Genomic DNA, 24,345 nt, shown 5'->3' on the forward strand with positions numbered 1-24,345 from the left:
TATTCATTTAATTCATCTCTCAAGTGCTAGGAGATGCTACCCTTTTCTGCGGCGGAAGCTTGCGACAGCCGCAAAAATACTTTATTAGAACATTTCCTTTTAAAGAAAGTTTCACTTTTGTTAATCCCGTCTCTCAAGCATAGAGACGGGTTTGTTTTCTGCGAAGAAAGCTTGCGTCTAACGCAAAATCTTTTAAGCAACAGAATTGTTGTTTTAATTTTTATGGGGAGAGTATTGGTTCTTTAAATCTTTTCAAACTTAATATGACTTATTTCCAATAATATACACGCCAAGTTTGATGAAGAAAAAATAACCGTCTTATTTTTTTAACACTTCATTCACTTCATTTCTTATATCAAAAATATTAAAAGGTTTTGTAAAGTATTTAATAACACCTAATTCATTTGCATCATCCATTATTTCGTTATCATTAAATGCTGTCATCATAAATACAGGTACTACTGAGTTGTTCTTTCTTATTTCCCTCAATATTTCGATTCCGTTCATACCTGGAATTTTCATATCTAGTAATACACAATCGATGTTGTTATTTGCCATTATTTTAAGCGCTTCCATTCCATTGGCAGCCTGAAATATTTCATATCCTTCCCTAGAGAAAACTTCATTTAACAGTAGACGAATTCCTTTTTGATCATCAACGATTAATATTTTTTTCACTATAACTTTCTCCTTAACGTGATATTATTTTATTATTATTAATTTCATTTACTATAGTTACATTCCCTATAATACGCCACCTAAACATAAATTTCGATTTACTTTTTAAAAACCCTTTTAAAAAACGACTTAGAGTCTTTTAGATTTTACAATTTCTTAAAAAAATATTTATAATAGAGAAAGAGGTGGAATTATGTCTAAAATACTTTCTACTCAAATGAGTGGATTATTTCAAAGAATTATTCAAAGTGAAGAAGAAGCAATAGAAGAAACGGCACGGTTACTCGCACAAGCTAGTGTTGGCGAAGGTAATGTATATTTCGCTTGTTTTGGTGAATTACTACCAATTGAAATAAAAGCATTGGGAAAAACAGAGCCATTTGCTAATTTATCAAAATGGACTCCTGAAACATCGCTAACGGATGCAGATCGTGTATGTATCTTCACAACTAGTTGTGAAGATCAAGAGGCATTAAGCTTGGCAAAAAAGTTATACGAAGATTTTATACCATTCGCCGTGATTGCTCCCGAGCAACAAAGCGATAATAATGAATTAAGTAACTTAGCTTACACTTATGTATCTATGAAAGTACGCGGTGGATTACTACCCCATCCTGTCAGAATTGGTGAGCGAGTTGTAATTCCCCATCTAATTGCAGCATTATTTATTTATGAGGCAATTAAGTTAAACTATGATGAAATGATTTCTGATGACGAGCTCTAAGTCTCATTACTCATTTTTATAGAACATTTTTCATACTTCATAATATTTAATTATACAAAACTTAATCAATAATGGGACTCCCTAAGTTTTCCCATTTAAATATCACTTAAAATATAATCTCCCCATTAAGTAGACGGTTGAAAATCAAACCTATTTACCTTTGGGGAGATTTTTTATTGAAAGAACTCTCCCATCATGCAGAGTAAATGACAAAATATATAAATGTCTATTTTTTGGTGAAAATCTTTTTTATTTTCTGTAAGTACTTAAGAGAATGGATTCTATTAAAGCTAACACTGTCACATTTACAGGATAAAAAAGACTACCTTGGAGTTCCTATCGAACTTCACAAGGTAGCTTTATTTTCTTTAACGAATTCTTACTTCTGTCTCTTTATTAAAAAAGTGCGCTTTATTCATATCAAATGCAAGTTCAAGTTGATCGCCTGGTTTTACTTCTGTACGCGGATCAATCGTTGCTAGCAAGTTCTGACCTTCAATTGTCGAGTAAACTGTCATATCCGCACCAGTAAGTTCTGCTAATTCGATATCAATTTTAACTGTCGCCCCTTTAGCATATTCGATAAATACCGGCTCATCATGGAAATCTTCCGGTCTAATACCAAGAATTACTTCCTTCCCGACATACCCTTGTTCGCGGAGAACCATCATTTTCCCCTCTGGAATTGTGATGTTTGTGTTACCCATAGAAAATACACCATCTAATATCTTTCCATTAAAGAAATTCATTGAAGGTGATCCGATAAATCCGCCTACGAATATATTCTCTGGATTTTCGTAAATATATTTAGGTGCTCCTACCTGTTGTATCACACCATCTTTCATAACGACAATGCGACTCGCCATCGTCATTGCTTCTGTCTGATCATGGGTTACATAAATTGTTGTAGTTCCCAAACGTCTGTGAAGTTTAACAATTTCAGCTCGCATTTGAACACGAAGTTTTGCATCAAGGTTCGATAACGGTTCGTCCATTAAGAACACTTTTGCATCACGTACGATGGCACGGCCTAATGCAACACGTTGACGCTGACCACCGGAAAGAGCTTTTGGCTTACGTTTCAGATAATTTTCGAGACCTAGAATTTTGGCTGCTTCATTCACACGACGATTAATTTCATCCTTTGGTACTTTCCGAAGTTTTAATCCAAAGGCAATATTATCGTAAACCGTCATATGAGGGTAAAGTGCATAGTTTTGGAAAACCATTGCAATATCGCGATCTTTAGGGGCAATATCATTTACTCTACGTTCATCTATGTAGAAATCCCCTTTAGAAATTTCCTCAAGTCCCGCAACCATTCTTAAAGTTGTCGATTTTCCACAACCAGATGGCCCAACAAACACAATGAATTCCTTATCTTGAATATGAAGGTTAAAATCACTTACTGCGGTTACTTTATTGTCGTATATTTTATAAATATTATTTAATTTTAGCTCTGCCATTTTTTCAGCCTCCTACTATCTAAAAGTTATATTCATCGTTTGCCTACATACGAATGATTTTTATTATGCGACTCTTATTTTTCATTTTATAGGAAAACGCTTTCAATTATAATTTAATATTTTTAGATAATTGTTAAATATTTTTATATTTTTACAGCTTAAATAAAAAAGACCTGCCAGTATGAATACTGAACAAGTCTTTTATAGAAATTCTTAATTTATTTTCCCTACACCCGCTTTTGCTTTTACAATTCCAGGAACCGCCTGTGTTGGATGGATTTTTGTATATAAAAATGGCTTCCAACCAACATTCTCATCAAGTTGTACGTCATTTCCTCGGTTATGTGCTTGAACAAGATCAACTCTGCTTGCTTTACCTTTTCCATTAACGAGTGTACCATCTTCATATATAGAAGTTCCTTTCCAATAACGGATAATATGAGCAGGATCTACATAATAATCGAAGCTAAAATAGTTGTTTTCAGCATAAATTTTTGATTCCATCCCTACTCCAAATGCATAATCGAATAAGTATTCAGAGTCGTTCGTAAACTCATAATAGTTATTGTAGATATGAACTTCACCATAACGTACTCTTGGTAAACGCTGGGTTAAATCCTTAAAATAATTATGGTGTATTGTTACTTTTAATTTATCTCGATCAGTCGTTTTGCTGTCACTTGATCCAATCAACATTACTTTATCATGGTCTTCAAATTTATTATATGAGATGGTCACATAATTTGCTCCGTTAGTTACATCTACTAAACCATCATGCTGTTGGTAAATGCGACCAAAGTATTTTCCAAAAGAGGCGTCTGTATTTTCACCGTCAGTAAAAGTACAATGGTCAATCCAAACATTTTCAGTATTATTTGTGATGGAAATATTATCGTATTCCGAGTTCCACTCACCATAATCTCCATCTGTTGGATCCCATTGCGGGAAGAAGTCACGGGGTGCTTCAAATTCAATATTACGAATTATGATGTTCTTTACCCCGCTCATAACTAAACTTCCCCCGATGATTTTCGCATCATCATCAATCCCTATGATGGACGTATTAGAACCAACATTGATAACAATTTGTTCTTTTTGTTTTTTCTGAGCTTCAGCGCGTGCATCCTCAAGCGGACCTTCTACTTCATTCTCATAACCCCATACTTCAGGATTGTATGCCTCTAAATATTCATCAAAATCATATCCTGTGCCTGCAGCATAATATTCAGGACCCACCGGATTATTACTTTCATCTACATTAAGCTCAATTGTCCCATCTACATAAATGATCTTCGGTTGATCATTCTTGCCGTTTGATTTATTATCCCCACCTAATGCTTCAATTAATTCACTTTTATTTGTAACTGTGAAAATATGATTTTCATCTGCTTTATCCCCACCTGTAGTACCTTTTCCAAAGGAAGCCCAACCATCTTTTGGTGGTAAAACTTCTTTTCCTAAATCATTTGATGAAGCTGAGACGGAAGTAATCCCAAAACTGAATAAAGATGCTGCTAGAATTAAACTAAACATTTTTTTCATAGATTTACCTATTCCTCTCTTTTTACTATTTTATAAAATCTTCGCGTTGCGGGGTAAATACATCTAAAATAATTGAATCTTCTTCCAGCGCTTTAACACCGTGACGTGTACCGGACGGGATGTAAATACTATCTCCTTGTCTAACGATTTGCACATATCCGTCCAAGTTGAACTCAAAACTTCCTTGAGTGACATAACTTACTTGTTCATGAAGATGTGAATGGATGCTTCCAACTGCATCTTTCTCAAAGGTTACTTCCGTCATCATTAAATTGCCTCCGTAACCTAAAACCTTTCGTTTTACCCCTTCCTCAGTCGGTACTGCCTTAATTTTCTCTCCAAAAATAAACATATCTCTCACCTCTCAATAAGTTTACTTAGGTAGTTCAATGACATATAGATTACAAGTTCCTTCTCGGTCGGAAGTAAATAAAATCTTCTCATTATTCCAGCTAAAGGTTGGATGGCAATGAGTTTGTTGAGTGTTCCAGCTCGTATGATGAGAACATAACGTTTTAATCGTTGCTTTCTCTCCTGACATATCTATTAATACTAAATCTTCTATTTCATCTCCGACTAATAGGGTATTATCATTATTGCTATGGTAGTGGTTACAATAGAAAGGCAAATCAATTTGTCGAATTATCTTCCCTTCCTCATTCGCTAAACCTACAAAGGGAATCTGACCGGATGTATTTAAATTCTGAGTGGTAGCTTGCGTTTTATAGACGGTAATTGTACCATCATGACCTTTTCGACGGTTGTCAAAAAAAATTTTCCCATCATTAGTCCAAAACTCATGGCCGATACAATCGTCTTCCCCTTGCCTAAATAATGGCTGAGGTGAACGAGAACGAATATCTAGCAACCAAATCCGTTGGTGAACAAGATTCCATGGACCTTCGTGGCAAAAGGTTGCCAAGCTACTATTTTTGGGGGAAAATTGAAAGTGTCCTAGCCAGTGGGTATCTTGGAAAACATCAAAAACCTCTTTCCCATCCATGCTGATTAACGTTATCCAACCCTTTTTTGTCGCATACATCGTTTCTTTAAATCCTCGATAATTGGCTCCTCTTTTAATAGGTACAAATTCATTTCGTGCCATGCCGATATACCTTTTATCTGCAGAAATATGCGGATGTCCTAATTCTATCCCCGGCTTTTCTTCATAGAGTACAGTCGTTTTAAGTGTAGAGATTTCAATCTTCTTTAATAATCTTCCTGTTACATAAACGACAATGTCTCCTTCAGGCGTTTTTGTATGAAAACTTGGGGTGATTCCTTCTGGCTCATCTGTTAGCTGCAAAATCCCACCGGTCTCTAAATTCATTTTAAAGAGATTATAGATTGCTGGTCTCTCTGAAGAACGATCCGATAAGAAGTAGATGTCTTGATCTCCCTTACAAAAAGAGTTATCAGTAAAGTAAAAATGGAAGTTATTAGAACCGTTAGATGTTAGTTGTTTGACAACATTTCCTGTTTTCTCATCTATATATTCTTTGATTTCTGAAGGAAACTCCTTGCCAATCATATTTTCCCCTCCCTATTAAGGATAACGTTGACTAGGTTACTTCTTTAGAAATACATGCTTTACACTAACACCACTTATAAAGTAACTCCCGTTTTAAAAATGGCAATTTCCCTAAAATCATTTTTCTCATTATTCACGAGTTTTCCACTGGCAACTTGAATGATATAGTCAATAAAATCGTTTAACACGACATCGGATTCTTTCTCTAAAAGTACGCCAGCATTAAAATCAATCCAGTGCGGCTTTGTTTCATACAACGGGGTATTTGTTGAAATTTTCATTGTCGGTACAAACGAGCCAAATGGTGTTCCTCGTCCTGTCGTGAATAGTACCATTTGACATCCGGCTGCAGCTAGAGCAGAAGATGCAACTAAGTCATTCCCGGGTGAACTCAATAGGTTTAACCCTTTTTCTTTCAGAATTTCTCCGTACTTTAAAACATCTGTTACCGTTGATGTGCCTGCTTTCTGTGTACAACCAAGAGATTTGTCCTCTAACGTTGAAATTCCACCATCCTTGTTTCCTGGTGAAGGATTTTCATAGACTGGTTGTTTATTTTCGATAAAATATTCTTTAAATTCATTAATTAGCTGAACAGTCTTTTCAAAAACTTCTGAATTTGCAGCACGCTCCATTAGGATTGTTTCCGCGCCAAACATTTCTGGTACTTCTGTCAGCACCGTTGTACCTCCTTGGGCAACAAGGAAATCTGAGAATCTACCAAGCAATGGATTCGCTGTAATTCCTGATAAACCATCAGATCCACCACATTTCAATCCAACCTTTAATTCAGCTAATGGCATGGGTTCACGCTTATCGTTTTTAGCAGCATGATAAATTTCTTTTAGTAATTTAACACCTGCTTCAATCTCGTCAGTCACTTCTTGCGAAACCAAAAATTTTACACGCTCTTCTTCGAATTCTCCAAGAGCTTGTTTAAATTCATATAAATTATTATTTTCACAACCTAATCCTAAAACGAGCACACCTCCTGCATTTGGATGAAGCACGGCATCTCTTAAAATCTTCCTAGTATTTTCATGATCGTCCCCTAGCTGTGAGCAACCATAATTGTGTTTTAATACGAGAATGTTTTCAAATGGATGAATATTTCCTACTTCTTTTTCAAAAACTTTTATCATACGTTCTGCAATTCCATTCACACAGCCAACAGTTGGAACAATCCATAGCTCATTTCGAATCCCTACATTTCCATTTTTTCTTTTGAATCCATTAAATGTAAGATTTTTATTTTCGTAAGGATTGCTATTCAACTTTTGATGAAACTGATACTCCTGAATTCCATCCAAATTTGTTTTAATATTATGAGTATGAATATGTTCCCCCACTGAAACTTCTTTAATCGTGTGACCAATTGGGTATCCATACTTAATGATATGTTCATTCATAGATAGATTTTTAATTGCTATCTTATGGCCTCTTTTAATCTCATCCTTTAGTATAATTGTTTCCTTTTTAATTGTTAGCGGTTGCCCTTTTGGTAAATCTTTCAGTGCCACAACCACATTGTCGTGATCATGTAACTGGATGAAATCTAACATAAACATTCCCCCTCTTACTTAGCTGCTTTTTGCTCGAATATCGTTTCAACAGCCTGTTTCATTCCCTTTGTTTCTATTTCAAATAGATTTTTCGTTACTTCGTCTGCTAGTCCTGGTACAACGTTTAGGTCCATATCCCAAAGCTTTTTACTACCTAGCACATTTGTAACAATCTCTTTAATGCATTCGAAACTGCCATCCGCTTCACTCCATTGTGCCTTAAATAATTCAAGAGCTTCAGGGTCGTCTGAAAGTTCTATCTTTTCGTCAGCTCCATTACCCTTATAGAAGGAAATCAGCGCAGCTAATGAAAATACTAATTTTTTCGGTAAAGTTTTTTTACGCTTTACAAATTCTAGCAAGGTAGGTAAATCTCTTGTTTTAAATTTAGATGTTGAATTTAATGTAATACTTAATAAGAAATGCTTCATATACGGATTTCTAAATCTCTCAATCACATCATCTGCAAATGAACGACATTCATCCTCTGGAAAATCTAATGTTGGTATGATTTCTCCATAAATTAAATCTTTTACGAATTTTCCGATAATTTCATGTTCAATTGCCTCGTCTACTGTGTTAAGTCCATATAAATAAGAAACAGGAGCCATCGCAGTATGAGCACCGTTTAATATTCGTACCTTTCTTGTTCTGTATGGGGTGATATCATCAACAAAGAACGTATTCAATCCAGCAAGATGAACTGGAAATTCCTCTCTTATCCACTGTGGTCCTTCAATTACAAATAGGTGGAATTGTTCTCCGACAACGATAAACTCATCTAGATAACCAAGCTCTGCTGTAATCTCATCGATTGATTCCGTTGGGAAACCAGGGACAATACGATCAACTAATGTATTACAGAAAATATTTGCTTCAATAATCCACTCTACAAATTCTATCTCTAAGTTCCATAACCTAGCATACTTCAATACGAATTCCTTTAATTGATCTCCATTACGATCAATCAACTCACAAGGTAATATAATTAACCCTTTATCCTTATCGCCTTTAAAAGCTTTATAACGTTCATATAAAAAAGATGTTAGTTTCCCAGGAAAACTCTTTTGTGGTTTATCTGTTAATTGATCCGTAGCGTCGAAAACAATTCCTGCCTCTGTCGTATTAGAAAAAACAAACCGCAACTCAGGATTACAAGCTAATTGTAAATATTCACCATATTGTTTAAAAAGATTTAACCCTCGACTTATACAACGAATCGTTGAATGTTCTTTAACAGGCTTACCTTCTTTTATTCCTTGTAAATAAAGAGTAAATAAACCGTCCTGTTCATTTAACTTTTCTACTGCTCCTTGCCCGCGTGGCTGAACGACTACCACACTGCCATTAAAGTCTGTTTTCTCATTAAGTACATCTATTTGCCAATCGATAAAAGCTCTTAAAAAATTACCTTGCCCAAACTGCAAAACCTTTTCTGGACGTTTTTGATAATTTTTTACGAACTGCTTATTTAATTTTTCCATAAATATTCTCCTCATAAATAACACTATTTTACAATGTACAAGTAAACTTTAAGACAACGTGACATGTTCAAATCAATCGATTTTATAGAAGAAAGATAGGTTTTCTCCAATATGAAACTCTGTGTCTTTTTTCTTCTTGAATCGAATCTGAATAGCATCATTATTACTCTTTACGCAAATTGAAAATATTCTTTAGCATTATTGTAGGAGATTCCTTGAACTATTTTCCCTAGTAGTTCAAGATCATTTGGAACCTCTCCGTTTTCTACCCATTCACCAATTAGAGAACAAATTATTCTTCTAAAATATTCATGTCTTGTATAAGACAAGAAACTTCTAGAGTCAGTCAACATACCAATAAAACGGCTAAAGAGGCCCATATTGGCTAAGGACTGCATTTGTTCAAGCATTCCAGACTTATTATCGTTAAACCACCAAGCAGTGCCAAACTGAATTTTCCCTGGGATTCCTCCACCTTGGAAGCTCCCGATTATTGCGGAGATCACATTATTATCTTTTGGATTTAAGGAATAAATAATCGTTTTTGGCAGCGCATTATCTTTATCCATTGAGTTTAATAATTGCACCAATGGTTTGGCGATTTCTTCATCATTAATAGAATCATAGCCTGTATCAGGACCTAAAATAGTAAACATTCTTTCATTATTATTTCGTAAGGCGTTAATATGGAATTGCATTGCCCAGCCTAATTCGGCATAAAGTTTTCCTAAGTATCTTAATGTAAAACTTTTGTATTTTTTTTCATTTTCAGTGGATACTTTTTTTCCTTGTAACGCTTCTTTAAAAATCTGTTCCACTTCTTCCATTGTTGTATCCGCATACATCATTGTATCGATTGCATGATCAGAGACTCGACCGCCTACTGAATGGAAAAATCGAACTCTTGACTCAAGAGCTTGGAGAAAATCATGATAATGATTAATTTTGATATTTGAAATCCCCTCGAGTGTATTAATCCAATTCAAGTATCCTTCTCGGTTAATTTCAAGACCTTTATCTGGCCGGAAGCTAGGTAAAACCGATACATCAAAATCAGTTTCTTCTTTTAAACGCAAATGATACTCAAGACTATCAATAGGATCATCTGTCGTGCAAACAACCTGTACTTTCGACTTTTTAATAAAATCCCTTGCGCGGAAACCATCACTATTTAATAGCCCATTCACCTTTTCCCAAATGGTAGGAGCAGTTTCTTCATTTAAAATATCATTGATACCAAAAAATCTTTGTAGCTCTAAGTGAGTCCAGTTGAATACTGGATTTCCTATTGTCATTGGAACGGTTCTTGCCCATGCGAGAAACTTATCATAATCACTTGCATTACCTGTGACATACTCTTCGTCAACTCCATTCGCTCTCATTAACCGCCATTTATAATGATCTCCATATAACCAGATTTCCGTAATATTTTTAAATTTTTTATTCTCGTAAATTTCCTTTGGGCTTAAATGACAATGATAGTCAATAATGGGCATATTTTTTGCATATTCGTTATATAAGGTTACGGATGTCTCATTGTTTAGAAGAAAATTATCATCCATGAAATTTCGCATATGAACACCAGCCTTTCAAATTTTAAATAGAATTTGATTCGTAATAAAAAACAATATTTCCATACTTTTCGTGTAACAAAATTTCTTTCAAGCGATAACATCAATTCCTCATCATACGTTGTCATATTTTTCCTTTAAATATGTCATACTATCCTTGATGGAAGGTTCACTTGTACCTTCCATCAGAATGTTCAAAAAAGGTTTTTTCTGTTTAATCCATTTAAAAATCACATCATAATTTAACATGCCTTGCCCTACTGGGACCATTTTGATCCAGTTATCTTCAATAATGAAATCTTTTGCATGAAGTGCGATAATCTTGTCTCCAAACAGCTCGATTGCTTCTTGAATTACCTCTTCTTGATGTTGGTAATTATCCAATGACATAAAATTAGCGGGATCATAGATGACTTGAAGATGATTGGATGGAATTTCATCGAGTAAACGTTTCATTCGTTGCGGTGTATGAATCGGATGATTTATTCCCCCTTCAATTCCAACAAACACACCAAATTTTTCTGCCTCTTCTACAAGTTCTTTAACACTTTCGACTACTTCAAAGAATGGCTGTTCCTTAAAATTGTCCTCTGTATACACGATGTCCGGATTAACATTTCCCGTTTCCGTTCCTACAACGCTACAGCCAAAGTCTCTTGCAAATCGGATATGCTCCTTGAAACGAATAAGTTCTTTTCTTCTAACATGATGATCTGGATGAATCATGTTAATATAGCAACCTAAAATCGCAATCTGAATTCCTTTTTGTTTAAAAGCGCTTCCAATATGATGAGCGAACCCGGGACTCAAACTTCCTATTGAAGTATCCAACTCTTTAAATGATTTCCCTAAAGCTAACTGGACAGCAGATAATCCTTTGCGAGATATCTCATTTACTAACTCTTCTAATGGAAGATTGGCCATATCATGAGCTCTAATTCCAATATTCAGGCTCACTTTTCTCCCCCCTATTCTAAAAAAAGATCTGGTCATTAACTTGAACCAGACCCTTTTCAAATCCCATCACTGCCTTGATAATAGCAATCCAAAAATTTTAATCAAACAATCCTTAGCGTAAATCTTCCATTTTAACGTGATCCATGTCCGTATAGGTGATGTTTTCTCCGCACATTCCCCAAATAAAGGTATAGTTACTTGTCGCTGTTCCAGTATGAATTGACCAGCTCGGTGAAATGACTGCCTGTTCATTTTTCATTACCAAATGTCTCGTTTCATTTGGTTGTCCCATAAAGTGGAAGACACGAGTATCAGGTTTCATGTCGAAGTACAAGTACACTTCCATTCGACGTTCATGTGTATGACATGGCATTGTATTCCAAACACTTCCAGGAGATAGCATAGTTAGCCCCATTTGAAGTTGACAGCTTTCACATACATTTGGATGAATATACTGATAAATTTTTCTTTCATTTAATGTTCCTGGTTCACCAGCTTCCAGTGGTTTAATTTCATTAATGTCAATTTTCACAGTCGGATACGTATGGTGTGCCGGAGTTGAATTGATATAAAACTTCGCTGGATCCTGTGAATTTCTAGAGCGGAACAATACTTCTTTTGTCCCCTTACTTACATATAAGCCGTCACGACGTTGCATATCATACACCACACCATCAAGGATGACCCATCCATCCCCTCCAATATTGATAATCCCTAATTCACGGCGTTCGAGAAAATAAGATACTCCCAATTCTTTATCGAGCTTTATCGTTAACTCTTCTTCTGCTGGAGTCACCCCGCCAAAGATCATTCGGTCAGCATGTGTATAAGTTAAGTGAACCTTTCCTAGTTCAAAAATAGTTTCTACTAAAAAGTGACTTCTCAATTCATCTGTGTTGTATCTTTTGACTTCTTCTGGATGATTTGCATAACGAGTTTCCATTTAAAAAATTCCTCCATTCGAAATGTTTATCTTACAATTTTTCCTGGTGCCTGATTAGCAAAGGTCATAATCTCTTCTGCTGAAAAATTGTTGCAATCACCAAGTATCGTATGTTTCAAGACAGATGCAGCAGTTGCAAATGTAACCGCTTCCTTAAATGGTGTGGTTTCAAGAATTCCATATAACATCCCTGCCACAAAAGCATCTCCCCCACCGACTCGATCAACAATATGATCAATTTGGTAAATTTTCGACTGATATAAAACTCCCTCAACGAAAAGATTCCCTTGTAATGTATTGGTTGATGCTGAAAGTACTTCTCGAAATGTTGAACTAAAGTATCGAATATTCGGATATTTCTTTTGAATAGTTTCGTAATAAAACGTAAGTCGATCCTTGTTTTCGAATGAATCTGATACTTTTTCAATCCCAAGTATGTAAATAGCATCTAATTCACCACAAAAACAAATATCCACATATGGAAGAAACAGTTTTATTGTTTCTGCTGCTTCCTGATGACTCCATAATTTAGAACGATAGTTAAAATCAAAGCTTGTCGTCACACCATTTTCCTTGGCCTTTTGTAAAGCGGTTAAAGTTAACTCTACTAAGCTAGGTGAAAGTGCTGGTGTAATCCCCGTAATGTGGAATAAATCAGCGTCCTTAAATATGTCATCAAACTGGATTTCGCCGCTGTTTATTTGTGTAAAGCTAGAATGTTTTCGATCATAAGTTACTTGTGAACTCCTCGCACCTATACCTGACTCAACATAATAGGTACCTAAACGCTCCCCACCTTTTAGTAAAAATTCTGTATGGACACCGTTTGTTTTTAAATGTCTTTCTGCCGCTAATCCAAGTGGATTATCAGGAACTTTACTTACAAGGTACACGTTATAACCAAAATTTGATAAAGATACACTGACATTCGTTTCTGCACCGCCATAGTTCAAATCTAGTTGATCTGATTGGGAAAGTCGTTTTCCAACATTTGTTGACAATCTAAGTAGAATTTCTCCTAGTGTAATTATTTTTTTCATCATTAAACCTCGCGAGCAATTTTGACTTTATTCACATATTCTTTTGCGTACTCTGTAATCTTAGCAAAATCACCTGTTTTCGCCGGTGATACTAAATTCCCACCTACTCCAACAGCAACACAGCCATTTTCAATCCATTGCCTGATATTTTCTAAGTCTACTCCACCTGTAGGCATGAGATTAATTTGTGGAAGCGGTCCTTTTACTGCCTTCACGAAATCCGGTCCAAATGAACTTCCAGGGAAGAACTTTATAATATCTGAACCATATTCTAGTGCACGTTTCATTTCAGTTATCGTCATGCATCCAGGCATATAGGGGATTTGATATAAATTACATAATTTTGCTGTTTCTTCATCAAAGCTTGGACTGACTATAAACTGTGCACCCGCCAAAATAGCGATTCTTGCCGTAGTCACATCTAAAACGGTACCTGCACCAATCACCACATTGCTATTCTTCTCATATTGGGTTAATAAAGTTTTTATCACTTCAACTGCACCATTGACCGTAAAAGTTACTTCAATCCCTAATATTCCACCTTCGATACATGCATGTGAAATTTTTAAAGCCTGTTCTTGCGAATCTGCCCGAACAACTGCAACAACTCCGCAATCTATCACTTTTGTTAATAGATTGAATTTTTTCATATTGTCACCCCAAACGTGGCTATCGTCAAAAAATTTAGACGATATAGAACTTATACGTTGAGTATATAAATCCATGAAAGGGATTACAATTTGATTTAACAAACTTCTTAAAATCTTAAACCTTTATCTTAAGATTTTGTACATGTATAAAAAGGATAGGAGGAATTGAATGATGAAAGTTTGTAGAAGATATGGATTGAGGACTTACTTTCTTCGGAGAAATCTTATGATTTACGTTTAGGTTTCTGATTGTTTCACAAAGAAATCTACATCTTGTTTCACATAACCATATAAAAAAGGTTCAACCCTCTCTAACTCGATCTATTGTAAATAATCAATAGATTCGTCTAGCAGGAGGCCGGACCTTTAATTACAGTCTGTTACTATTTAAACTGTTTTTTATATTCGGCAGGTGTGTAGCCCGTATATTTTTTAAAGCAAATACTAAAATATTGAGGATTATTGTAGCCAACTTTTTCGCAAACTTCATATGTTTTCTTATCACCTTTACGTAATTCTTCCATTGCTTTTTTCATCCTTAACTCTAACAAAAAATCTCCAAAATTAATTCCTTTTTCGAGTTTAAACAAATTACTTAAATACGGAGTACTAACATGGATAAACTCTGCCACCCTTTTGAGTGTTAAAGTACTGTCATGAAAATGTTCTTTAATATACATGATCGCTTGATCAACATGGCTGAAATGGCTTTTTTCTTCCTTTTTATACATTTCTTCACGCCATTGTTGAATTAGTCGATTTAGAATCTCCATCATTTCTGAAAGGGTTTCCATTTTTATGATGTCTTGATAAACATCCGATGAGTTAAAACTTATAATCTCCTCTTTTTTCCACTTTTCAACTTCAAAAAATAACATGGTACTAAACTTTAGCGCGATAATTTTCAAATCAGTTAACGGGACGAACTTCTTTTCAAGAATCGTTTTATTTAACTGATTAAGCGTTTCACTCACCTTTTCAGGTATCCCTAATTTAATTTGGCTTTCTAGTTTCATTTCTAACTCTTTTAAACAATTAACCGTTTCTTCTTTACTTGAAGTTGTTTCTTCAAAAGAAAATATTTTTCCTGTCCCCATAATATGTCTTAAATCCATTGCTAAACGTGATTCAAGCAATGATTTACCGAGTTCAAATAAATTCGGATATGTTCTACCAAGCGTGATTGTTACGGAATGTTGAAGGGCAGTACAACACTCAAATAATTCATGTACAAGCTGCCCTTTCCTTATATCATTTTCCCCTTCCAGAGATAAAAGAATTGCATACTCATTTGGGTCTACATCAATAACAATAAAATTTCTTTTTCCAAATAAGGAAGAGGTCATTTCTGTCATCCTTCTTTTACATTCATCAAGAAAACCGATAGGAGAATGAATAAGTACCGCAGCATATTCGGGTCCTTCTAACTCAACCCCAAGCTCAGCTAATTCCTCCTCCATATCTATCCATTTCTCTCCTCCCTTCATCAATTCTTGAAAGAATTTTTGCTGAAGGTAAGGCAAGGATTCCATCATTCTTTTTTCTTTTTTTGTTTGTTGTTCCCAGTCTGCTGCTGCTTCTATTGCTTTATGTAATAATTGCTCGGAGTCCACTGGCTTTAATAAATAATCAAATGCTTTAAGTTTTACCGCTTGTTGAGCATATTTGAAATCTTCAAAACCTGTTAAAAAAATGATTCTCGTTTCTGGACTTGTTTCTTTTATTTTCTTTGCCATTTCCAACCCATCCATAAATGGCATATTAATATCTGAAATAACGACTTGAGGCTGTTCTTTTTCAATTAACCCAAGAGCTATTTCACCATCTCCTGCTTCCCCTGCAACGATAAATCCATGCTCATTCCACTTTATTGACTGACAAATCCCACGACGAATGATACGATCATCTTCAACAACAACCACTTTATACATTTTCGTTGATCTCCCCTTTTATTTTGGGAATAAGAATGCTTACCACAGTGCCCTGACCAAATTTACTTGAAATATTTAAACCATACTCTTGCCCAAAATGAATTTTAATTCGTTCATTTACACTTTTAAGTCCAATCCCAATAAAACTCTTTTTCTCTTTAAAAGAAGCGTCCAATTCTCTTGAAATCTCAGCTAACTTTTCTTTTTCAATACCATTTCCATTATCAGACACCTCTAGGACAATCGTACTTTCAGTCTCGTAACCTTTTATATTAATTTTTCCCTGCCCCCGTCTCTGCTTTACCCCATGGTAAATGGCGTTTTCAATAAGCGGCTGTAATGAAAGTTTAATTATGTTATAGGATAGAATCTCTTCTTCTACATTAACTTCATAGGAAAAGTCGTCCCCATACCGCATTTCTTGAATGAATAAATAATGCTCAATATGTTCAATCTCCTCCTTAATGGAGATGATTTCCTTTCCTTTACTAATTCCTATTCGGAAAAAGCTTGAGAGAGCACTTACCATTTGGCTCGCATCCTTATTTAATCCCATATCACATAATCCTTTAATAGAATAAAGCGTATTATAAAGAAAATGAGGATTTATTTGCGCATGCATAACTGCAAATTCTAATTGCCGTTTTTCCTCCTGTTCTAATTGAATTTGATCCATTAATGTTTGAATCCTTAACAGAAGTTCTTTAAACCCATTGTGAAGAATTTTCATTTCCTCGGGACCAGATGTTTCATTATATAAAACGAGGCTCTTCCTATTAATTGTACGCATTTGTTCAGCCATTTTTTCAAATGGTTTTGAGATATACTTTCCAACAAAAGATGTTAAAAAGATTGCACTAAGTATCATGATTAAAATGAAAAAAATAGTAGCATGTTTTATATAATTTACTTTATTCAAAATTTCACTTTCAGGAACGACTGCCGCAAGTTTCCATTTATTTGCCTCAATCGTATCGTAAATCACGATCATATCTTCTCCTTCAACACTCTCATACGAAAATTGCCCTCTCTCTTTTTCGGTAGTTTGAAGTGAAGAGAGTGTTTCCATATCTAGTTGATATTCCGTTTTCACCTCTTTCGATTCAAATTTGCCGTTTGGACTAATTAAGGTCAAATAGCCATTTTCTCCAATTAAAGATTTGTTTAACACTTGTTCAAAATAATCATCCCGTAGATTAAATAAGACGATCCCTTTATCAGATGAAGCCCCTCTATTAATTAATCTAAAAACCGACATCACTTGATCATTTGTATTAAAAATTTCATCTTGGTGTATATTTCTCCAATAAAATCCCTCTTTGTTTCCCTTGTATTGGTCAAAATAATCTTTATATGAAATGGATGGATTCGTATTATAATCACTATGATAAAGGAAAAACTCGCCTTCATTAAGATCAATGAGGACAGATTCAAGGATGATGTTATATCGGGAATATACATGTTGTAAGCTCTTATCAATTTCCACATAAAACTCTGGTTTAATTTCGGCTTCATCGGTTCCAATTAAATTTGTAATCCTTGGATTACTCGAAACAGAAACTAGTTGCTGAAAAACATCTGAAAGCATATAGTCTAAATAATTTTTAGTTTGAAAAATCGTATCATTGACATTTTTATATGCATTTTCTTCAATTTGTGCAGTTGCTAGCATAGAAGATACCCATCCGGAAATGGATATAAAAATAATAATGATAGGTACATAGAGTGTATTAATTGTTGATTTAATAGAATAGAGGAAATATTTTTGAATTAAATTTTTAATTTTCTTCACAATCATTTGTACTCCCCAATAGAAACAAAATAGAAGATGATCTCCCTTAGTTAAACAATAACTGATAAAATATAAGCGGTAAATAAAATTTTATTCTTTATTCTAAATATACAAAATATTCACTATATTCAACAACCATCTATAGTCTTATTTAGGGCTCAAATGACAAAATAGAAGATTCTATGCTATTTCATTACTCATAAAATGACATGATTTCTTGCCTTTCTCTAGTTAATCAATACCTTCAGTTATGAAAAGGAAAGAAAAAAGCACTCGTTGCGGATTTCTCACATCGAATGCTTCGGGCATTTCTCATGTTATAAATCAAGTGTGTAAAGTGCCCCGAATAATACTATAGTATAACTAACATGTCATGAGAAAGTCTTTAATGATTAATGAGTTAGATAAACCGTTCTTACCCTACAAATCATTCATTTTTATTCTTTAATTAGGTCGTAATAAGCCATACTTCCTAAAATAAACGCACCCATACCATGTAAATCATTTTCTGAAGTCGGGCGGTCCACATAATAGTCATACACTCCAGCTGAAGTACCAATACATATTCCACTTAAAGTAAGAGTAGATTCTTGTTCCTCCACCATGTGCTCTAACAATCCTTTATAAGCTTTATCTGCTGTCGTACGATAAGATTCATCAACATAGCCATGGCTAATCGCTTTCGCTATGAAATAAAGGAACAATGCAGAACAAGAGGATTCTAACCAGTTATCTTCCAGATTACCTTTATCGACAATCTGATACCATAAGCCCGTTTTATCATCTTGATAGTTAAGAATAGCTGGAATGAAGCTTTGTAGAGATTGAATTAATTCCCCTTGTCCTCGTTTTCGATCTCCTAAAAGCTCTAACAAATCAATCAATGCTGTACCATACCATCCGAGAGAACGTCCCCAAAATTCTGGAGAACATCCTGTTTCAGCATTCGCCCATGGTTGAACTTTTTTTTCATCCCATGCATGATAGAGCAAACCTGTTTTCTCGTCGGTCATATGTTTTCTCATTAATTTTTCTTGTAATAGAACGGTTTGTATTAATTCTTCTTCATGAAAATGTTGGCTATAAAGAACCATGAATGGTCCACCCATAAATAGACCATCTAACCACATTTGATATGGATATTTCTCTTTGTGCCAGAAGCCATTTTCTGACGTTCTATTTAACGTGTCTAAAGCACTTCTCAATCGTTTAGCTGCAATCATGTACCGTGGATCTTTTGTTTCTTCATATAACGGAAACAACAGAATTCCTGCCATTGTTGAATCAAGCTCATCTCTCGCGAAACATAAATTTCCATATTCATCAATTAAACAATCAAAATAGGCTTTAATATAGTCAAAATATTCCCTTTTACCTGTTTCTTGATAAACTCTGTACATTCCATATAAAAAAACACCTTGATGGTAGTGAAAAGCTTTAGCAGGCGGTAGTTCTTCAGGACGAAATGTTTGCATTAAAGCTTGACATGCCTTTTCCGCCATCACCAATGGAGTTTTGGTTGCGATTGTATCCGTTGTCTTTTCCATTGCTCATTCTCCTTTTCTTGAAAATCATTTCACCTACTGACAGAAATAGGCTAATTATTGCACGCACTTTTATTTCCAAATATAAACGTAGAAAAAAGTAGATTTTAACCAAAACTTTGACAAACAGCGCTTATTCAAAACTTCATTCAGTGGAGACATCCCCTACCGAATGAAGTTTGTGTTAGCTCTTATTTGTTAAATGTCTGGTCATATTTTTCTTTAGACTCTTCAATTGCTGTAGCCCATTCGTCTAAGAAATCTTTTGCCGATTTTTGCCCACTCATCACTTGTTGAATGCCAGGATCTACTAAATTATCAAGAATTGAACGATAATCTGGTAAATAGAATGGCGGTTCATAAAGCTTTGTTTCAGGGTTTTCATATACTTCAAACGCTACCTTGATATGCTGTGCATTTTGTACCCACTCGTCATCCAAAACATCAGTGTTTGTTGGGATTTGCCCAGTAGATTCATTCCACAGACTTTGTGCTTCTGCAGAGTTTACAAACTCGGCAAATTTCCAAGCAGCATCAGGATGTTCTGTACTATTGAAGACAGCTATATTGACAGCGTTTCCACCTTCAGCCACATATTTACCATCCTCTGTCTTAGGCAGTGGTATTGTCTTAAATGTACCTTCTTCTAATGATTTTTTGTGTTCACCATAAGAACCAACATTATGGTGTACCATGGCAACAACACCTGTATCAAAACCTGCAATCATTTCTTTATAACCATTTGTAATATCGCTCTTAGGAGTGAATTCTTCGTAATAAGATAAATATTTTTCAACAAATTCGACATGTTTAGGGTCATTGATATTTACTTTCCCATCTTCCCCAAAATAATCTAAACCGCTGTAAGCAAACATTAAACGCTGTAACTGGAAGGATCCTCCTGCCCCGCCGCGGATTGTGTATCCATAGCGTCCATTGTCCTTGTCCGTCATTTTTTCAATCGCAGTAAAGAACTCATCAAATGTTTCTGGTTCTTTTACTCCTGCTTCCTCAAACCAATCTGTACGAATCCAAATTGTATCTAAGTTTTGAGCATATGGAATTCCATACAATTTGCCATCTTGTGTAATCTTCTTATTAAATTCAATTGCACTTGCATTAATTTTATCCTTCAATTCAGAACCGTCAAAATATTCATCTAGAGGCATTAATGCTTCACGTATCGAGAATTCTGGAAGCCAAGTTGTTTGAACTGACCCGACGTCTGGCGTATCATTTGCTGCAATTGCTGCATCATATTTGGATTTAGCCGATTTATTCGGAATCACTACATACTCAACGTCAATATTTGGATTTGCATCTTCAAACTGTTTTATAATTTCCTCCCATAACGGTGTACGCTCTGGACTTGCATTTTCATCCCAGAAAGTAATGGTTACAGGCTCATCTGAATTACTGTTTGAGTCAGTTGATGCTGATGGTTTTTCATCATCACCGTTGCAACCCGCAAGTAGCAATCCTGAAACAATTGAAAATGCTAAAATAGAACTTTTGTATTTTCCCCTTTTCATAAACATGATGTTTTCCCCCTATTCCTTTTCATCATTTTATTTATTACAAAATTAACCTTTGACCGCTCCACCTATCCCATTGACAAGGTGCTTTTGTGCGTAGGCAAATAATATAACCGCAGGAATTAAAGCAATCACACTTCCAGCTGCCAGTGCCCCATAGTTAACGTTAAACTCGCCCATCATTGAACTTAAGCCGACAGGGAGCGTGAATCTGGATTGTTGATTGGTTAGCATTAAAGCTAATAAAAATTCATTCCAAGTATAAATGAATGTAAATACTCCTGTTGCCACAATCCCTGGCATTAGTAATGGAAAGACGACATGGCGCAAGGCTTGTAATTTTGAACATCCATCAATCATTGCCGCTTCTTCTAGTTCTTTTGGAACATTTGAGATAAATCCTGCCATAAGTATCGTTGTAAAAGGAATCTCAACGGCAGTATACGTAATAATCAAAGAAAGCGGATGACTAATTAATCCTAAATTTTTAAAGATAATAAATAGTGGAATAATCATCATTGCTCTCGGGATAAACTGTGTACATAGCAACATCAACATGAAACCTTTTTTCCCTACAAAATTGTATCTGGAAAGCGCGTAACCAGATAAAGTAGAGCAAATTAGAACAATGATAACCGTACATATCCCGACGATTAAGCTATTTTTAAAGAATGTTGCAAAACCAATATTCGACCATGCATATACAAAATTTTCAACTGTCGGATTAGATGGCAAATATTGAAGTGGACGCTTAAGAATATCTCCTTCCGGTTTCAATGCTGTATTGATTGTCCAATAAATTGGAAACAATGTAAAACTAAGCATTAACCCCAAAGGGATATATAAAGTTAACAGTCTATCTATTTTTTTATTTTTTGAAAACATCCTTCAATCACTCCTTTTCATAACGGGATAGCCTTAAATAAAGGATGGCAAAGATTAATAGAATACCAAAGGAAACAACCGTTAATGCTGAACCATAACCGAAATTGCTTCCGTGTACAGCTAAATCAGCAATATACATCGTTAGTGTGGTAGTTGAATGTGCTGGACCACCGCCTGTTAAGTTGAACAAAAGGTCAACGTTATTAAACTCCCAAACGACCCTTAATAATGTAGTTAATATAATCGTATTTTTTAGTTGCGGTAGAGTGACATAAATAAATGATTTCCACCTACTCGCACCATCCACTCTTGCAGCCTCATATAATTCATTTGGAATACTTTGTAAAGAAGCTAATAGAGTAATCGCAAAAAAAGGAATCCCCCTCCATAATTCAGCGATCACCACAGCTCCAAAAGCAGTTGATGTACTTGCTAAAAATGCCATTGGTTCGTTAATAATTCCCAATTTCATTAGCATGTCATTGATTACACCCATATGTTCATTGAACATCATTGACCACATAACAGAAGCAAGTACTCCTGATATCGCCCAAGGTATAAAGGCTGCTGCACGTGCTAGCCCTCTAAATTTAAATGTTTGGTTTAATAATAAAGCCAAAATCATACCAAACACTAATTGAAGACCAACTTCTGATACAACCCATTTCAAACTATTGATTAAACTCGGAATAAACATCTCATCTGCTGTAAAGATTTTAATAAAATTATCAAGACCTGCAAAACTATTATAATAAGGTGCAGATACATCATAATTTTGAAGACTATAGTAAAATACAGTTCCTATTGGGTAGAACAAAAACCCTAGAATAATAAGGAATGATGGCAAAATAAAAAGATATGGAACCAATTTCTCTTTCTTTATTTTCTTTTTATGAACCACATCTTTATTGTTTACGGAAGTTTCAGGAAATCCTTGTGAATAACTCATTTAGCTTCCTCCTTTCTCACCTCAATTTTAAATGAAAACGGTTTCTTTCATAATTAAAGATTTTAAGATGATTGATAAAAATTTTAAGATATTTCGGAAAATTGTTTTGAGTGTTATTTTTTTAAAAGTTTAGAATCCTTTATATAGATCAGGTTTTATCAATTTGGTTATTGCCTAAAATAAGGTCATACTACAATTATGAAACTTAAAATAAGTCTTCTCCATATTTATCTTATTATTTAGCAGAATGGTTCGCTATTTTTTCTGGATCGTATAAAAGCTCTTTTATTTTCATCGGCTTTCCTTCTTTAACAGAACGCCATACCCCTTCACCAACAGTAATAGAATAAGCGCCTGCTTCTGAACCAGCTAAAATGGGGTAACTTCTGGATGGATCAGGACCTAAGAACAAATCTTCTAATAAGATTGGATCTCCACCCCCATGACCTCCAGGATTTTTGACGAGCTCAATTGTTTCTTTTGCACCGAAAAGCGGAAAATAATCAATTGTTTGCTCAGGATACTGAAAGTGAATTCTAGAAGGCTCATGATATTCAGTCGTTTCAATTCTCCCTTTTGTACCATTAATTGCAAGACGATACCCTTCGTATGGAGCAGAGAAATTAATTGAATAGCTTAGCAAACTACCTCCATCATATTTCACAGCAGCCACATAAGTATCTTCAATACGAATATCCTCATCGAAAATACAAGCATCTGGTCTGTAATTCGTATAAGGAATATCCTCATAGACCCCTGCCAATAGATGATCATCTCTCACACTATTAGAGCCGCTGCGTGGATTCCAACGTCTATAGTAGGCACAGTTTCTTTGTTCATCACAGTTTCCACAAAAGCGGCTGGCTTTTTTGCTAGGATTTAATTCCCCATCCGGACCAAAATAATGCAAGTCTCCATAGGCAAAAACTTCTTCTGGTTTTTGATCCAACCACCAATTGACAAGATCAAAATGATGAGTTGATTTATGAATGGATAAACCTCCAGAAATGTTGCGATCTCGGTTCCACCTTCTAAAGTAACTAGACCCATGGAATGTATCAATATACCAATTTAAATCAACGGATGTAACTCTGCCAACTTTCCCTTCAAGAATCATTTCTTTAATTTTCCGATGAATTGGACTATACCGATAATTAAATGTGACAATGACACTGGCATCACTTTCTGCTTCTGCTTTCATGACTTTGTAGGCATCTTGTGCATTTGTTACCATAGGTTTTTCGGTAATAACATTCACTTGTTTTCTTAACGATTTCAGAATGTACTCAATATGGGTATCATCCCGCCCCGCAACAATTACATAATCTGGGTTTGTCTGTTCAATCATTGTTTCAAATTGTTCGGGAGAAAATGTTGGAACATGATTCATTTGCGGATATTTCTGTTTACATATGGAAAAGCGATAAGGGTCTAAATCTAGTAACCCCACAATCTGACATTCTTTTGAAAACTCCTTAATCATTGGACCGATAAACATTTGTAATGCCCGGTTACTAACACCGCATATGACATATTTTTTTTTCATACCAATCATCCCCTA

20 protein-coding genes are annotated in these 24,345 nt (G+C 35.0%); 1 reads left to right on the forward strand and 19 read right to left on the reverse strand.

Annotated features, from left to right (window positions below; all coding sequences use genetic code 11):
- Positions 1 to 318: 318 nt before the first annotated feature.
- Complete coding sequence (locus H9636_RS02285) at positions 319 to 678, reverse strand: response regulator (protein ID WP_318240983.1); 360 nt, start codon at positions 676 to 678, stop codon at positions 319 to 321.
- 193 nt (positions 679 to 871) lie between these two features.
- On the opposite strand from H9636_RS02285, the gene H9636_RS02290 reads away from it, so the two are divergent.
- Positions 872 to 1,402 carry a DUF2529 family protein gene (locus tag H9636_RS02290; protein ID WP_191706034.1) on the forward strand — a complete coding sequence of 177 codons (531 nt, stop codon included), beginning with the start codon at positions 872 to 874 and terminating at the stop codon, positions 1,400 to 1,402.
- 368 nt (positions 1,403 to 1,770) lie between these two features.
- On the opposite strand, the gene H9636_RS02295 is transcribed toward H9636_RS02290, so the two are convergent.
- The 18 genes from H9636_RS02295 to H9636_RS02380 form a co-directional block, all read right to left on the reverse strand.
- Positions 1,771 to 2,868, reverse strand: coding sequence for an ABC transporter ATP-binding protein (locus H9636_RS02295; protein WP_191706035.1), 1,098 nt, complete (start codon positions 2,866 to 2,868; stop codon positions 1,771 to 1,773).
- A 213-nt stretch (positions 2,869 to 3,081) separates the two neighbouring features.
- On the reverse strand, positions 3,082 to 4,410 hold the full coding sequence (locus H9636_RS02300; RefSeq protein ID WP_191706036.1) for a pectate lyase family protein: 1,329 nt from the start codon (positions 4,408 to 4,410) through the stop codon (positions 3,082 to 3,084).
- 25 nt (positions 4,411 to 4,435) lie between these two features.
- On the reverse strand, positions 4,436 to 4,762 hold the full coding sequence (locus H9636_RS02305) for a cupin domain-containing protein (protein ID WP_191706037.1): 327 nt from the start codon (positions 4,760 to 4,762) through the stop codon (positions 4,436 to 4,438).
- A gap of 21 nt (positions 4,763 to 4,783) precedes the next feature.
- Complete coding sequence (locus H9636_RS02310; RefSeq protein WP_191706038.1) at positions 4,784 to 5,941, reverse strand: oligogalacturonate lyase family protein; 1,158 nt, start codon at positions 5,939 to 5,941, stop codon at positions 4,784 to 4,786.
- A 74-nt stretch (positions 5,942 to 6,015) separates the two neighbouring features.
- On the reverse strand, positions 6,016 to 7,503 hold the full coding sequence (locus H9636_RS02315) for a UxaA family hydrolase (RefSeq protein ID WP_191706039.1): 1,488 nt from the start codon (positions 7,501 to 7,503) through the stop codon (positions 6,016 to 6,018).
- Between the two features lie 14 nt (positions 7,504 to 7,517).
- On the reverse strand, positions 7,518 to 8,987 hold the full coding sequence (locus tag H9636_RS02320) for a tagaturonate reductase (RefSeq protein WP_191706040.1): 1,470 nt from the start codon (positions 8,985 to 8,987) through the stop codon (positions 7,518 to 7,520).
- Positions 8,988 to 9,157: 170 nt separating this feature from the next.
- Complete coding sequence (uxaC, locus tag H9636_RS02325; RefSeq protein ID WP_191706041.1) at positions 9,158 to 10,561, reverse strand: glucuronate isomerase; 1,404 nt, start codon at positions 10,559 to 10,561, stop codon at positions 9,158 to 9,160.
- A gap of 111 nt (positions 10,562 to 10,672) precedes the next feature.
- Positions 10,673 to 11,515: a sugar phosphate isomerase/epimerase family protein gene (locus tag H9636_RS02330; protein WP_191706042.1), complete on the reverse strand. Its 843-nt coding sequence runs from the start codon at positions 11,513 to 11,515 to the stop codon at positions 10,673 to 10,675.
- A 112-nt stretch (positions 11,516 to 11,627) separates the two neighbouring features.
- Positions 11,628 to 12,458: a 5-dehydro-4-deoxy-D-glucuronate isomerase gene (gene kduI / locus H9636_RS02335; RefSeq protein ID WP_191706043.1), complete on the reverse strand. Its 831-nt coding sequence runs from the start codon at positions 12,456 to 12,458 to the stop codon at positions 11,628 to 11,630.
- Between the two features lie 26 nt (positions 12,459 to 12,484).
- The gene (locus H9636_RS02340; protein ID WP_191706044.1) at positions 12,485 to 13,498 is read right to left on the reverse strand and encodes a sugar kinase; all 1,014 of its coding nucleotides are present in this window, start codon (positions 13,496 to 13,498) and stop codon (positions 12,485 to 12,487) included.
- Between the two features lie 2 nt (positions 13,499 to 13,500).
- Positions 13,501 to 14,148, reverse strand: a complete 648-nt coding sequence (locus H9636_RS02345; RefSeq protein ID WP_191706045.1) for a bifunctional 4-hydroxy-2-oxoglutarate aldolase/2-dehydro-3-deoxy-phosphogluconate aldolase — start codon at positions 14,146 to 14,148, stop codon at positions 13,501 to 13,503.
- 383 nt (positions 14,149 to 14,531) lie between these two features.
- Positions 14,532 to 16,079 (reverse strand): response regulator, encoded by a 1,548-nt coding sequence (locus tag H9636_RS02350; RefSeq protein ID WP_191706046.1) that lies wholly within the window; start codon positions 16,077 to 16,079, stop codon positions 14,532 to 14,534.
- Positions 16,072 to 17,877: a sensor histidine kinase gene (locus tag H9636_RS02355; protein WP_225230026.1), complete on the reverse strand. Its 1,806-nt coding sequence runs from the start codon at positions 17,875 to 17,877 to the stop codon at positions 16,072 to 16,074. The genes H9636_RS02350 and H9636_RS02355 overlap by 8 nt, the downstream gene beginning before the upstream one ends.
- A gap of 431 nt (positions 17,878 to 18,308) precedes the next feature.
- Positions 18,309 to 19,418 (reverse strand): glycoside hydrolase family 88/105 protein, encoded by a 1,110-nt coding sequence (locus H9636_RS02360; RefSeq protein WP_191706047.1) that lies wholly within the window; start codon positions 19,416 to 19,418, stop codon positions 18,309 to 18,311.
- 188 nt (positions 19,419 to 19,606) lie between these two features.
- A complete protein-coding gene (locus tag H9636_RS02365) occupies positions 19,607 to 20,953 on the reverse strand; it encodes an ABC transporter substrate-binding protein (RefSeq protein ID WP_225230027.1) in 1,347 nt (448 codons plus the stop codon).
- 45 nt (positions 20,954 to 20,998) lie between these two features.
- Positions 20,999 to 21,835, reverse strand: a complete 837-nt coding sequence (locus tag H9636_RS02370; protein WP_191706048.1) for a carbohydrate ABC transporter permease — start codon at positions 21,833 to 21,835, stop codon at positions 20,999 to 21,001.
- Between the two features lie 7 nt (positions 21,836 to 21,842).
- On the reverse strand, positions 21,843 to 22,784 hold the full coding sequence (locus H9636_RS02375; RefSeq protein WP_191706049.1) for a carbohydrate ABC transporter permease: 942 nt from the start codon (positions 22,782 to 22,784) through the stop codon (positions 21,843 to 21,845).
- A gap of 235 nt (positions 22,785 to 23,019) precedes the next feature.
- Positions 23,020 to 24,330, reverse strand: coding sequence for a Gfo/Idh/MocA family protein (locus H9636_RS02380; RefSeq protein ID WP_191706050.1), 1,311 nt, complete (start codon positions 24,328 to 24,330; stop codon positions 23,020 to 23,022).
- Positions 24,331 to 24,345: the final 15 nt, after the last annotated feature.

This window comes from Ureibacillus galli (genome assembly GCF_014836845.1).
GTDB classification, from domain to species: Bacteria; Bacillota; Bacilli; order Bacillales_A; family Planococcaceae; genus Ureibacillus; species Ureibacillus galli.

What these genes read in the sequence shown, in the direction of transcription:
- H9636_RS02290 (WP_191706034.1), top strand. Translation starts at nt 872, where the DNA reads ATGTCTAAAATACTTTCTACTCAAATGAGTGGATTATTTCAAAGAATT.
- H9636_RS02295 (WP_191706035.1), bottom strand. Translation starts at nt 2,868, where the DNA reads ATGGCAGAGCTAAAATTAAATAATATTTATAAAATATACGACAATAAA.
- H9636_RS02300 (WP_191706036.1), bottom strand. Translation starts at nt 4,410, where the DNA reads ATGAAAAAAATGTTTAGTTTAATTCTAGCAGCATCTTTATTCAGTTTT.
- H9636_RS02305 (WP_191706037.1), bottom strand. Translation starts at nt 4,762, where the DNA reads ATGTTTATTTTTGGAGAGAAAATTAAGGCAGTACCGACTGAGGAAGGG.
- H9636_RS02310 (WP_191706038.1), bottom strand. Translation starts at nt 5,941, where the DNA reads ATGATTGGCAAGGAGTTTCCTTCAGAAATCAAAGAATATATAGATGAG.
- H9636_RS02315 (WP_191706039.1), bottom strand. Translation starts at nt 7,503, where the DNA reads ATGTTAGATTTCATCCAGTTACATGATCACGACAATGTGGTTGTGGCA.
- H9636_RS02320 (WP_191706040.1), bottom strand. Translation starts at nt 8,987, where the DNA reads ATGGAAAAATTAAATAAGCAGTTCGTAAAAAATTATCAAAAACGTCCA.
- uxaC (WP_191706041.1), bottom strand. Translation starts at nt 10,561, where the DNA reads ATGCGAAATTTCATGGATGATAATTTTCTTCTAAACAATGAGACATCC.
- kduI (WP_191706043.1), bottom strand. Translation starts at nt 12,458, where the DNA reads ATGGAAACTCGTTATGCAAATCATCCAGAAGAAGTCAAAAGATACAAC.
- H9636_RS02340 (WP_191706044.1), bottom strand. Translation starts at nt 13,498, where the DNA reads ATGAAAAAAATAATTACACTAGGAGAAATTCTACTTAGATTGTCAACA.
- H9636_RS02345 (WP_191706045.1), bottom strand. Translation starts at nt 14,148, where the DNA reads ATGAAAAAATTCAATCTATTAACAAAAGTGATAGATTGCGGAGTTGTT.
- H9636_RS02350 (WP_191706046.1), bottom strand. Translation starts at nt 16,079, where the DNA reads ATGTATAAAGTGGTTGTTGTTGAAGATGATCGTATCATTCGTCGTGGG.
- H9636_RS02355 (WP_225230026.1), bottom strand. Translation starts at nt 17,877, where the DNA reads ATGATTGTGAAGAAAATTAAAAATTTAATTCAAAAATATTTCCTCTAT.
- H9636_RS02360 (WP_191706047.1), bottom strand. Translation starts at nt 19,418, where the DNA reads ATGGAAAAGACAACGGATACAATCGCAACCAAAACTCCATTGGTGATG.
- H9636_RS02365 (WP_225230027.1), bottom strand. Translation starts at nt 20,953, where the DNA reads ATGTTTATGAAAAGGGGAAAATACAAAAGTTCTATTTTAGCATTTTCA.
- H9636_RS02370 (WP_191706048.1), bottom strand. Translation starts at nt 21,835, where the DNA reads ATGTTTTCAAAAAATAAAAAAATAGATAGACTGTTAACTTTATATATC.
- H9636_RS02375 (WP_191706049.1), bottom strand. Translation starts at nt 22,784, where the DNA reads ATGAGTTATTCACAAGGATTTCCTGAAACTTCCGTAAACAATAAAGAT.
- H9636_RS02380 (WP_191706050.1), bottom strand. Translation starts at nt 24,330, where the DNA reads ATGAAAAAAAAATATGTCATATGCGGTGTTAGTAACCGGGCATTACAA.